The organism is Streptomyces sp. DvalAA-14, from assembly GCF_900091855.1.
In the GTDB taxonomy this organism is placed as follows: domain Bacteria; phylum Actinomycetota; class Actinomycetes; order Streptomycetales; family Streptomycetaceae; genus Actinacidiphila.
The window spans coordinates 1-12,302 of sequence record NZ_FMCH01000286.1 but is presented as its reverse complement, the minus strand read 5'-3'; the positions used below and the strand labels follow the sequence as shown (position 1 = coordinate 12,302).

Annotated in this window: 5 protein-coding genes and 1 pseudogene; 2 read left to right on the top strand and 4 right to left on the bottom strand. The window is 72.1% G+C overall.

What is annotated here, in order from left to right:
- Positions 1-138: 138 nt before the first annotated feature.
- Positions 139-1,338, bottom strand: coding sequence for an ROK family transcriptional regulator (locus GA0115240_RS14640; RefSeq protein WP_161302219.1), 1,200 nt, complete (start codon positions 1,336-1,338; stop codon positions 139-141).
- A 232-nt stretch (positions 1,339-1,570) separates the two neighbouring features.
- Between GA0115240_RS14640 and GA0115240_RS14635 the strand changes: the two genes are divergently transcribed.
- Entirely contained in the window at positions 1,571-2,728 is a 1,158-nt protein-coding gene (locus tag GA0115240_RS14635; RefSeq protein ID WP_093737117.1) for a Gfo/Idh/MocA family protein, read from the top strand.
- Positions 2,729-2,747: 19 nt separating this feature from the next.
- A complete protein-coding gene (locus tag GA0115240_RS14630; RefSeq protein ID WP_093737115.1) occupies positions 2,748-3,755 on the top strand; it encodes a sugar phosphate isomerase/epimerase family protein in 1,008 nt (335 codons plus the stop codon).
- Positions 3,756-3,845: 90 nt separating this feature from the next.
- Here GA0115240_RS14630 and GA0115240_RS14625 read toward each other — a convergent pair whose 3' ends face one another.
- From GA0115240_RS14625 to GA0115240_RS14615, 3 genes and pseudogenes are all read right to left on the bottom strand, one after another.
- Positions 3,846-7,877: a glycoside hydrolase family 2 protein gene (locus tag GA0115240_RS14625; protein WP_093737114.1), complete on the bottom strand. Its 4,032-nt coding sequence runs from the start codon at positions 7,875-7,877 to the stop codon at positions 3,846-3,848.
- A gap of 273 nt (positions 7,878-8,150) precedes the next feature.
- Positions 8,151-11,804 carry a glycoside hydrolase family 3 C-terminal domain-containing protein gene (locus GA0115240_RS14620; protein ID WP_093737113.1) on the bottom strand — a complete coding sequence of 1,218 codons (3,654 nt, stop codon included), beginning with the start codon at positions 11,802-11,804 and terminating at the stop codon, positions 8,151-8,153.
- A gap of 207 nt (positions 11,805-12,011) precedes the next feature.
- Positions 12,012-12,302, bottom strand: a pseudogene (locus tag GA0115240_RS14615) (sugar kinase); the annotation flags it as partial.

Sequence of the window (12,302 nt, the reverse complement as noted above, 5' to 3'; positions counted from 1 at the left end):
CCCCTCCGCCGGCGACAGCCGAGCCCCGCAGGGGCGCGGGGAACTGCGCGGGCAACCACCCACCGGCGGAAGATCCCGGCTCCGCGTCGAGCCGACGCCCCCGTCGGGACCGCCAGGGCCGGCCGCTCAGGCCACCGCTCAGGCCGGCTCGGCCGCCGCGGTCGGCGGCTCGCTCGTGGTGGCGGAGAGCAGTTGGGGTGCGTCGGCCAGTACCAGGCCCGCCGCGCCGCGTACTTCGGCGCCGTCGCCGAGGCCACCGGTGACGATTTCCACGCTCTCGGCGGCCGACGGCAGGGTATGGCGCCGGACGCCCGCCCGCATCGGGTCCAGGATGTCGTCGCCGGCGCCGGCCAGATCCCCGCCGACCACGATGAGGCTGGGGTTGAGCAGCGTCACCAGGGTGGACAGCGCGCGGCCCACCGCGTCGCCGGCGTCCCGGATCGCCCGCAGCGCCCCGGTGTTGCGGCGCCGGATCAGTTCGGGCAGGTCGCGGGCCGCGACCTGCTGGCCCCAGCTGTCCGACAGCAGCCGGGCGATGGCGACCGGGCTGGCCACCGTCTCCAGGCAACCGCGGTTGCCGCAGCGGCAGATGAGTCCGTCGGTGATCAGCGGCAGGTGCCCGATCTCGCCGGCCAGCCCGCGGGCGCCCAGCAGCAGCCGCCCGTTGCTGACGATGCCCGCGCCGATGCCGGCCGACAGGCGGACGTAGACCATGTCGCCGGACTGCCGTCCGGCGCCGTACATCCGCTCGGCCAGCGCCCCGGCGTTGGCGTCGTTGGTGACGCGGACCGGCAGCGAGGTGCGGCGCCGCAGTTCACCGGTGAGGTGCATGCCGACCCAGCCGGGCATGATGCCCTCGGCGCCGAGCGCGCCGCTGTTCTTCTCCACCGGGGAGGCGATGCCCGCGCCGATGCCGAGCACCCGGGCCCGGGCCACCCCGGTCTCCTGGAGGGCGCGGCCGACCAGGACGGCGACCAGGTCGAGGGTCTCCTCGGGTGCCCGGTCCACTTCCTTGGCCACCCAGTGCTCCCAGAGCACCGCCCCGAACAGGTCGCACAGGATGACCCGTACATGCTGGTGGCCGATGTCCGCGCCGATCGCGTAGCCGGCGCTCGGGACCAGCGACAGGGACTGCGCGGGCCGGCCGGTGCGCCGGGGCTCCGGCTCCTCGGGGCCCTCGTCCTCGGTGACCAGGCCGATCGCGATGAGATCGGCGATCAGCGAGGAGACGGTGGCCCGCGACAGGCCGGTGACCCGGACCAGTTCGGGACGGCTGCTGCGCGGGGTGGTGTGCAGGGCCTCCAGGACCCGCAGCCTGCCCACCTCGCGCAGGTTCACTGGCGTGTCGATGATGCCCCCCGGGGTGTGTACGTACGGTGAACCTGTTCGCACCGTGCCTTGTCGCCGTTCCTTCCGTCAAGAGCCTTGACTTATGCATGAGTTCAGGCAGAAACTCGCGAACTGTTCTATCCGGCGCAATGACTTTCAGTCGATGCCGGATGAATAACGATTCGCCCCCGCCAGGAGGACGTACGTGACGACGACCCCACCCCCGCCTTTGCGGATCGGCATGGTCGGCCATGCTTTCATGGGCGCCGCGCACTCCCACGCGTGGCGTACCGCCGGCCGCTTCTTCGACCTGCCGCGCCGCGTCGAACTCACCGCCGTCTGCGGCCGGTCCGAACCGGGCGTGCGCCGGGCCGCGGCCCGCTACGGCTGGGAGTCCCACGAGACCGACTGGCGGCGGCTGGTCGAGCGGCCCGACATCGACGTGGTGGACATCTGCACGCCCGGCGACACCCACGCGCAGATCGCGCTGGCGGCGCTGGCCGCCGGCAAGCACGTGCTGTGCGAGAAGCCGCTGGCCAATTCGGTGGCCGAGGCCGAGGAGATGGCCGCCGCGGCCGAACGGGCCCGCGCCGGCGGCGTACGGTCCATGGTGGCCTTCAACTACCGCCGGGTGCCGGCCCTGGCGCTGGCCCGCCGCCTCATCGCGGAGGGCCGGCTCGGCACCGTCCGGCAGGTGCGGGCCAGTTACCTGCAGGACTGGCTGGTCGACCCGGAGTTCCCGCTGGCCTGGCGGCTGCGCAAGGAGCGGGCCGGGTCGGGGGCGCTCGGCGACCTGGGCGCGCACAGCATCGACGCGGCGCAGTTCCTGACCGGGCAGCGGATCGTCTCGGTCGGCGCGCTGCTGGAGACCTTCGTCACCGAGCGCCCGCTGCCCGCGCAGGCCAGCGGCCTGTCCGGGACGGCGTCCTCCGAGCGCGGCCAGGTGACGGTGGACGACGCGGCGCTGTTCACCGCGCGCTTCGACGGCGGCGCGATCGGGGTGTTCGAGGCGACCCGGTTCGCCACCGGGCACAAGAACGCGATGCGGATCGAGGTCAGCGGCTCGGCCGGCAGTCTCGCCTTCGACGCCGAGTCGCTCAACGAACTCGCCTTCTACGACCGTTCGGAGGACGCCGGGACCGCCGGATTCCGCCGCGTCCTGGTGACCGAACCGACCCACCCCTACCTCGACGCCTGGTGGCCGCCGGGCCATCTCCTCGGCTACGAGCACACCTTCACCCATCAGGTGCGCGACTTCGTGACGGCGGTCGCCGACGGCACCGATCCGCAGCCGTCCTTCGCGGCGGGCCTGCGGGTGCAGCGGGTGCTGGCCGCTGTCGAGTCCAGCGCCGCGGCCCTCGGCGTGCACATCCCCGTCATGCTCCCCGCCACGTCCTGACCACCTCCGGAGGATGCTCATGGCCCGTCCCGTCACCCTCTTCACCGGCCAGTTCGCGGATCTGCCCTTCACCGAGGTGTGCCGGCTCGCCGCCGAATGGGGCTACGACGGCCTGGAGATCGCCTGCTGGGGCGACCACTTCGACGTGGAGGCGGCGCTGGCCGACGACGCCTATCTCCCGCGGCTGCGCGACACGCTGGACCAGCACGGGCTGCGCTGCTGGACGATCTCCTGCCACCTGACCGGCCAGGCGGTGTGCGACCACCCGATCGACGAGCGGCACCAGGGCATCCTGCCGGCCAGGATCTGGGGCGACGGCGAGCCCGAGGGGGTCCGCCGGCGGGCCGCCGAGGAGATCAAGAACACCGCGCGGGCCGCCGCCGCCTTCGGGGTCGAGACGGTGGTGGGCTTCACCGGCTCCTCGATCTGGCACACGGTGGCGATGTTCCCGCCGGTGCCGCCGGCCATGATCGACCGCGGCTTCGCCGACTTCGCCGACCGCTGGAACCCGATCCTGGACGTCTTCGACGAGGTGGGGGTGCGGTTCGCCCACGAGGTGCACCCCAGTGAGATCGCCTACGACTACTGGACGACGGTGCGGGCGCTGGAGGCGATCGGGCACCGTCCGGCCTTCGGCCTCAACTTCGATCCCAGCCATTTCGTGTGGCAGGACCTGGATCCGGTGGGATTCCTCTACGACTTCAAGGACCGCATCTACCACGTGGACTGCAAGGAGTCCGTCAAGCAGCTGAACGGGCGAAACGGCAGGCTCGGTTCGCACCTGCCGTGGGGCGACCCGCGCCGCGGCTGGGATTTCGTGTCCACCGGGCACGGGGACGTGCCGTGGGAGCCGGTGTTCCGGATGCTCAACAGCATCGGCTACGACGGCCCGATCTCGGTGGAGTGGGAGGACGCCGGCATGGACCGGCTGCTGGGCGCGCCCGCCGCGCTCGCGCACGTCCGGGCGCTGGCCGCGATCGAACCGCCGGCCGCCTCTTTCGACTCCGCGTTCAGCTCCTCCTCCTGACCGGGGGCCGCCGGGTCCGCCCGGCGGCCCCGCCCCGGGTGGGGTGCGGCGGGCCGCCGTGTCGGCGGCCCGCCGCAGGCCCGGGCCGCCCTACGAGGCGGCCGCGTACACGTACAGCTCGTGCACCGACATGTACAACCCGCCCGCCTCGGTGTTGACGATCTTGAGGTAACGGGCGTCCACCGGGGAGAAGTTCAGAGTCATGACACCGCCCGTGGTGTACGGGGTGGTGTCGGCGAGGCTGAGCACCGTGGTCCAGGTGGAGTTGTCGGTGGAGACCAGCAGGTCGGCGGCGCTGGGTACGTCGCCGCTGGACGCGGAGGCGTCCCACACGATCTTGTCGATCGTGTGCGCCGCGCCGAGGTCCAGGCCGTAGTACATGCCCGGCTGCCGGAGCGCGTCGGTACTCCACCGGGTACTGGGGTTGCGGTCGAAGGCGTTCGCCGGATTGCCAGTGGCCGGATTGGTGAACCCCTGCCAGCCGTCGGTGGGCAGTTCGCCCGAGCCGGCGCCCGCCGCGAAGGCGGCCCCGAGGTTGGCGGCCAGCAGCGCGGCCAGGCCCACCTGGGCCGGCAGGGCGTTCTTGGCCGGCCACCGCAGTTGGTCCACGACGACCGAGCCCTCGCCCCGGCGGCTCTGCCACAGCGCGCTGCCCGCGGTGAAGCCGACCATGCTCTGCGCGGCTCTGCCGTACTTGGTCTGCTCGTTGCCCGCGCTGAACAGGCTCCAGGCCACCGCCCGGGTGTCCGCCGCGCTCTGCCCGCCCTTGCCCGCCACGGTCCACGCCACCAGTGCGGCGCCGGCGCCGGGCCAGTCCAGGTCGGCGTTGTTGAGGCCGGTGGTCAGGGCCGAGCGGCCGGTGACGACGGCGCCGTGCTGGTGGTCGGCGTCGACCGCGGTGAGGGTCGCGCCGGACGGCAGGAAGGGCGCCACCGACGGCAGCGTGTCCGGGGTGGCCCCGTTGACCCACAGGGTGCCGCCGGCGCGCAGCCACCCGGTGACGTCGGAGGCCGCCGCCCGGAGCGCGGCCAGCGGCGTCTCGTTGCCGGGCGAGGCGTCCACCAGCAGGATGTCCAGGTCCGCCAGCGCCGCCGCGTCGACGGTCGTGAGCGCGGTCAGCTCGACGGCGGCGGCCTTGAGGGTGAGCGCCACCGCGCCCTGGGGGTCGGCGGCGAGTGTCCCCAGGCGCCGGGTGGCCGCGGCCGGCGCCGCCACGTATCCGAGCAGGTTGCGCAGCAGCCGGGCCGCGATCGGCTCGGCCGCCCGGGCGGCGACGACCGGGTACTGGCACAGCAGGTAGCGGCCCTTGCCGAAGCGGGCCTCGGCGAGCGCGGTCGCGGCCAGTGCGGGTCCGGCGTCGGCGAGCGAGAGCAGGCTGCCGAACCGGGGCTTGAGCAGCACCGTGGACGTGACCAGTTCGTCCTGCGTCTGCCACCAGCGCAGATCCTCGGCGCCGATGCCGGCCAGCACCGGGTGGTGCGGCGCGGCGACATGGGTGACGGTCTGCGCGCTGCCGGTGGTGAACTGCGGCCAGGGCAGCAGTTGCGGGAAAGCGGCCTGCGCGAGCACCAGCACCTGGCCGCCGGCCGCGGCGAAGGCGCTCACCGCGGCGCCGTCCGCGCCCTTGACGGCCGGATCGGCGCCCTCGGCGATCACCAGCACCTCACCGGTCGCCGGGTCCGGCAGTGCGGTGAGGTCGGGCAGGGTGCGGGCGGTGACGCCCAGCGCGGTGAGCGCCGCGGTGGTGGCCGCGCCCGCCGCTCCCTCCAGCACCGCGGCCTGCAGGGCGACGCCGAGCGTCGCGGGGGCCGCCGGGTACAGGGTGATCGCGGCCTCGTCGGTGAACTGCCGCCGGCCGCCGAGTTCCACGGTGACCTGCCAGGTGGCGGGGGTGTCCGCGCGGACGGTCGGCAGCGCCAGAGTCGTCGGCAGGGTGACACGGCCGGTCGCCGGTACGGTCGCGGTGGCACGGCCGCCGCGGGTGGGGACGCCCTTGCCGCGGACCGACCAGGAGACGGTCAGCCGCGCCGGCCGGCCGGTGTCGTTGCACAGCATCAGGTCCCGGTCCAGCGCCGCGCCGCCGGCGAAGTGGGTGCGGTAGTCCAGCGGGTAGGCGGCGACCGGCTGGAAGACCCGGGTCACCGCCGGGTGGATGGGGTTGGGCTCCCAGTCCGGCAGGCCGCGCTGGAAGCCGGGGTTCAGGGTGGCGGCGAAGGCGCCGACCCGCTTCAGCCGCGGCCCGGAGCCGCCGGGATCGGCGGCGGGCCGGGACGTGCCGTTGAAAGGCAGCGGGCGGTTGCCGTACCAGACCGTGTTCCAGGGCGAGATGGCGGTGATGCCCGCGTACCGGAAGCCCTCGATCTGGGCCCGGACGGTGAGCGCGTGCGCGGCCCACAGTCCGTCCGGGCTCGCATAGGCGTCCGGGCCGCCGAGCGCGCTGACGTCGGCCGGGTTGGCGTAGTACATCGAGCTGAACTCGCTGATCAGAAACGGCTTCTTGCGGTCCCACTCGCCGCCGCGCGGCTGTCCTGGGGCCAGCGCCCTGGCCGACTGCGGGATCGCGGTGCTCCCGGTGGTGATCTCCAGCGGGTAGTGCGTGCTGCGCAGGTCGCCGGCGCTCTGCGGGTCGCCGTCACCCTCGAAGTACACCGGCCGGGTGGTGTCCTGGGCCAGCACCGGGGCCTTGAGGGCCGCGACCTGCGGGGCGTAGCCCTGTCCGAAGGCGGCCAGCATCTCGTTCTCCGCGCTCCAGGCGATGATCGAGGGGTGGTTGCGGTCGCGGACCGTGCGGTCGGTGAGGTGGGTGGCGCAGTTGGCCCAGAAGTCGGCGGCGCCCATGGCGTAGTTGCCGGACGAGCCGTAGATGCCGGACTCGCCGACGATCAGCATGCCGAGCTCGTCGGCGACGTCGTAGTACACCGGCGGGTAGGGCATGGCGTGCAGCCGCATGTAGTTGACGCCCGCGGCCCGTGCCATGGTCATCCACAACTCGGCGTAGGCGCGGCTGTTCTGGATCGAGCCCATGTAGTGCCAGGAGTCGCCGCGCAGCAGCAGCGGCGATCCGTTGAGCAGCAACGCGGGTCCGTCCACGGTGACTTCGCGGAAGCCGAAGCGGTTGCTGCTGGAGTCCAGCACCCTGCCCCGGGCGCCGTCCCGGACGTCGGCGCGCAGTTCGTACAGATGCGGGTCGTCGGGGCCCCACAGCCGGGGGTTCCGCCAGCGGGTCGAGGCGCTGACGGTGGCGGTGCCGCCGGCCGGGACGGTGGCGCTGTGGGTGAGCCGCAGCACCTGGCGGGGGCCGTCCCAGACGGTGTGGTCGACGCTGACGGTGGCGGCCGCCGGGCCGTCGTTGCGCAGCACGCTGACGGCGGTGAGGGTGCCGCCGGTGACCGAGGTGGTGATCGCGGTGTCGGTGACCGAGACGGGATCACGGGCCAGCAGCCACACGTCCTGCCAGATGCCGGCCGCGCTCTGGCCCCACCACGAGCCGGCCGGGTGGTGGAAGCCGTCGGCCTGCCGGGCGCCGGCGCCGGGCGAACGCACCAGCAGGTGCACGGTGTTGGCGCCGCCGAACACCACCTGGTCGGTGACGTCCGCCTCGAACGGCAGCAGCCCGTCGGCGTGGTGGGCGACCTGCACACCGCCGACGAAGACGGTCGCCTCGAAGTTGACCGCTTCGAAGCGCAGCACGATCCGCTGGCCGCGGCGGTTCCCGGGCACGGTGAAGGTGCGGCGGTACCAGGCGGTGTCGATGTCGTCCCAGTCGGCGGGCGTGCCGAACAGGTCGTACGCGTCCCACGGCGTGGCGAACGGCCCGGCGGTCATGTTCCATTCGGCGGGCACCGGAATGGTGGCCCAGCCGTCGGCGGCCGGCGGCCAGGCGGCACCGGCGGCCGCGGGCAGGAAGTCCCAGGTGCCGTTGAGGGACTGGAGCACCCGGTCGCCGCCGGTACGCGGCACGGGTACCTGCCCGGTGGCGGCCGCGGCGGCCTGGGCGGCCCCCAGCGGCAGGGCGACCGCTGCGGCGGTGGCGGCGCCGAGGGTGAGGAAACGGCGGCGGGTGGGGACGAGGGCGGAGCCCGGAGTGCTTTTGACAACGTTGTCGGAAGCGGGCTGTTCCATCGGGTGAGGCCTCCCATGGGGTGTCTGCGTGGTGCGGGGGCCGGTCTCCGGGGTGGGAGACCGGCCCCCTGTCGTGCGCCGGCCGAGGGCCGGCCCGGCCGGGGGTTCAGCCGGTGCTGTTCGACCGGCCGTGTTCAGCCGGTGCCGTTCGACCGGTGCCGTTCGACCGGTGCTGCTCGACCGGCGGTGCTCGACCGGCCCTGTCGCGCCGGGGTGTTCGGCCGGCCGGTCGGGCGATCGGCCGGCCGGCTCGGTGGCCGGTCCCCGCGGGGATCAGCCGCCGATCGCCACCGACCACAGGTGCATGGCCACTTGGTGGTCGACCTGGGCCTTGCTGACGTTCGGCAGGGTGATGGCCTCGACGGTCTTGCCGGGGAGCAGGTCCACCGTGGAGGCGTAGATGTGCACGGTCTGGTTCTGGTGACCGCCGCCGTTGTTCAGATACGGCGTGCTGGCGGCGATGTCGCTGCCCTGGGCGGCGGAACCGGACCACCAGTCGGCGAGCGCCAGCGCGTAGGTCTGGGTGCTGCCGTCGGTGTAGACGATGGTGCCGCTGCCCGAGGTGGCGCCGAAGGCGCTGGTGCCGACGAAGCCCAGCTTGCTCCCGGTGCCGGTGATCTCGATGGCCTGGCCGCCGGCCACCGCGTTGTCCGGCTGGCCGGTACCGGCGGTGGCCGGCCACGGGAAGGACACCCCGTCGTGCACGGTGCTCTGGCCGGAGTTCCAGCCCGCCGCGGCCAGCGCCTGCTGCGAGAAGCTGGCGCCCTCGCCGTCCAGGTTGCCGACGGTGGTGTTGTTGTCGTCGCTGATGCCGGGGTTGTTGTAGGCGGCGGCCAGCGAGGCGTACGGCACGGTCACCGGTGCCTGGGCGTCGATCTCACCACCGGGGGCGGTGACACTGGCGTTCAGGGTGAAGGAGTCCGGGTCGGTGCCGGCCGGGACCGTCACCTGCCAGGTGGTGGTGGCCTTCTGGCCCGGGGCGACCTCCGGGAAGGTCGCCGGGGTGGTCGCGGTTGCGGTCCAGCCGGCCGGGGTGTTCAGCGCGACGGTGACGTTGTCGGCCGGGGAGGTGCTGCCGTTGGTGTAGACGGTGGTGGCGGTCAGTGTGCTGCCCGCCTTGGCGATCGGCAGCGCCTGCAGCGTCAGCGTGTTGTGCACCACGATCGCGGCCGAGCCGGTGACGCCGCCGACAGTCGCCGAGATGGTGGCCACGCCGTCGGCCACCGCGTGCACCAGACCGTTCTTGTCCACGGTGGCGACCGCGGGATCGCTGCTGTGGTAAGTGGTCTTGGCGGTGCTCAGGTCCACGAAGGACTGGTCGTTGTTGACCGCCTCGACCACGTTGTCCGCGGTGATGGACTGGTCGCGCTGCTCGCGGGTCGGGTCGGTGTCGTCCTTGATCCACTTGTTCTTGGCGGCCAGGCTGAAGGTGTCGCCGGCGTTGTAGACGACGCTCTCCGGCTGCACGGTCACCGTCTGCACCGTGGGGGTGAGGGTGCCGTTGATCTTGACCTTCGCGGTGCCGGCTATGTGCGCGGAGTCACTGCCGAGCTGGAACGCGTAGGTGCCGTTGTAGACCGTCTGCCGGGACTGCGCGGCGTCCCAGAAGGACAGGTCGGCGGCCTTGACGGTGATGTTCAGGTGCTGGCTCTTGCCGGGCTTGAGCTCCTTGGTCTTGGCGAAGCCGACCAGTCGCTTCTGCGGCAGCTGTACGCCGGGGACGGTGAAGGGGGTGGCCGCGTAGAGCTGGGCGACGGTGGCACCCGCGACCTTGCCGGTGTTGGTCACGTCGACGCCGATCTTCACCGAGCCGTCCGGCGTGATCTGGGTCTTGTTGGCGGTGACCCCGGACAAGGAGAACTTGCTGTAGCTCAGGCCGTAGCCGAAGGGGTAGGTCGGCACGCCGGTGAAGTACTGGTAGGTGCGGCCCAGACCGCCGGTCTCGCTCGGGGTCAGGCCGTAGTTCTGCTTGTCGGGCAGCTGCGAATCGTCCTTGTACCAGGTGAAGTTGAGGTGCCCGGACGGGTTCTGCTTGCCGAACAGCACGTCGGCGAGCGCGGTGCCCTGGTCCTGGCCGTTGTAGCCGCTGAAGACGATCGAGGAGACACCTGAATCGGCGGCCTGCTCGGCCTGGATGTCCACCGGGCCGTCGGACTGGATCACCAGGGCGAGCTTTTTGTTGCCCAGCGCCGCCGTCTGGTTGATCAGCGAGTCGTAGTTGCCGGGCATGTCGAGGTTGTCCCGGTCGTTGCCCTCGTCGCCGTTGGCCTGGGTGGTGCCGACGAAGACCACCACGAGGTCGGCAGCCTGGATGTCGGCCTTGGTCTTGTCGGACAGCACCGCGTCGGTGGTGGCCGTGGAGGAGGTGCCGGCCGCGTCGTAGACCACGGAGGCGGTGGGGTTGACCGCGTAGATCGCGTTCTTGATGCCCTGCGCCGGGCTGGTCTTGTGGTCGGGGTCACCCGAGTACAGGCCGAGCGAGGTGGTGTTGGCGAGGTCGCCGAGGATCACCACCTTCTTGGTCTTGGACAGATCGGCGGGCAGCAGCGCCCCGGCTCCGGCGGCCGGCGCGTCGTTCTTCAGCAGCACCAGCGAGTTGTCGGCGACCTTGGTGGCCAGCGCCTGGTGGGCGGGGCTTTCCACCTGGTCCTTGGTGATGCCGGTGTACGCCACCTTGCTCGCCGGGTCGAACTCCCCGGTGGCCATCCGGACGGTGAACACCTTCACCAGCGCGGTGTCGATGACCCCCTCGCTGAGGGCGCCGGCGTTGATGGCCTCCTCGATGTTGGCGGTGGTGGCCTCGTCGCCGGTGCAGTTGAGATCGGTGCCGGCCCGCAGCGAGTACGCCTCGGCGCCGGCCTGGCCGGACATCGTGGTGCCGGTGGACGTCTGGGTCCAGGTCGGATTGTCCTTGTGGTCGGTGGTCCAGCCGGGCGGGGCCCAGTCGTGACCGCCCGGGAACAGGCGCCAGTTGGTGCCGACCGCGCCGCAGTCGGAGGTGATGTACCCGTTGAACCCGTAGGTGCGCTGGGCGAGTTCGTTGGTGGTGTACGTGTCGGAGGTCGACGGGGTGCCGTTGATGGCGTTGTACGAGGTCATCAGGCCCGCGACATGCGCGTCCTCGATCAGGCTGCGGAACTGGGCGGTGTAGTAGTCGCGCAGGTCCGTGTCGTTGACGTCGGAGCTGATGCCGGTGCGGTTGTCCTCGACGTTGTTCAGCGCATAGTGCTTGGCGGTGGCGGCGACTTTCAGATAGCCGGTCTGCGAGGTGCCGTCCTGGTTGTTGCCCTCGTAGCCGTCGATGAACTGGCCGGCCATCTGGCCGACGAAGTACGGGTCCTCACCGAAGGCCTCGTCGGTGCGGCCCCAGCGCGGGTCCCGGTCGAGGTTGACGGTCGGCGCCCAGTACGTGAGGTCGCCGTAGTCGTCGGCGGACGGGCCGAGGTTGTTCTGCCCGGTGCCGAAGAGGGACTTGTCCAGGAAGCCGCGCGCCTCGTCGGAGATCGCGGTGCTCTCCTGGTACATCAGGTCCTTGTCCCAGGACATCGAGGAGGCGAAGTTCGTCGGGAAGCTGGTGGAGTGCACCCCGCCCTGGACCCCGCCGTTGTTCTGGTCGGCGCCGAGCTGGTTGATGCCGTGCTGGCCCTCGCTCCAGTACGTGTACTGCTGGACGCCGAGCCGGGGGATGGCCGGGCCGCTGTTGGTGCTGAGCTGCTGCACTTTCTCCTGCAGCGTCATCCGGGACACCAGGTCCGCGGCCCGCTCCTGGAACGAGTAGCCGGTGTCCAGGTAGACCGGGGTGGTGCTCGCCGTCGCACTCGGTGCCTGGGCCAGCGCCGTACCGCCGTAGCCGGCGCTGAGTCCGACCGCGCACGCCATGGCGCAGACCGCGGCCAGTCCGGCCCGCCGGCGCTCTCGCTTGTGCATCCCGCCTCCGTCGTCATCGAGCAGGGGATCCGGTTTGCTTCGGAGTTACGTGCAAGTCCGAAGAAAGTCCGGGGCTTGCGTTATCAATGGGGCAGTTTGTTGCCTGCTTTGACTGAGCGTCAAGAGTCGTGACGCGACTGTCCGGCGTTTGTTTTGACTGATGCCGACAAAACCACCGAAGCCATCGCCGGCACGCGGCCGGTCGGCTCAAGGCCGGTCACGGCCGCGCAGCCGGGGGGTGAACGTGGCGTGGAAGATGGTGGACGCCGCGCCGACCGCTGCCGCCTCGGCGCTGAGCACCGAGCGCTCCACCTCCACCCGCCGCAGCCGGCGCGCGGTGGGGAACTCGTTGACCACCCGGCTGATCTCGTCCAGGTAGTAGCGGGCGGTGTCGTCGGTGAAGAACGGGCCGCCCAGCACGATCAGGTCGATGTCGAGCAGATCCACCAGGCCGAGCGCGCCGCGCCCGACCGCCTCGGCCACCGCCCGGATCGCGGC

Excerpts from the sequence above, each read along its gene's own strand:
- GA0115240_RS14625 (WP_093737114.1), bottom strand. The coding sequence starts at position 7,877 with ATGGAACAGCCCGCTTCCGACAACGTTGTCAAAAGCACTCCGGGCTCC.
- GA0115240_RS14635 (WP_093737117.1), top strand. The coding sequence starts at position 1,571 with ATGGTCGGCCATGCTTTCATGGGCGCCGCGCACTCCCACGCGTGGCGT.
- GA0115240_RS14620 (WP_093737113.1), bottom strand. The coding sequence starts at position 11,804 with ATGCACAAGCGAGAGCGCCGGCGGGCCGGACTGGCCGCGGTCTGCGCC.
- GA0115240_RS14630 (WP_093737115.1), top strand. The coding sequence starts at position 2,748 with ATGGCCCGTCCCGTCACCCTCTTCACCGGCCAGTTCGCGGATCTGCCC.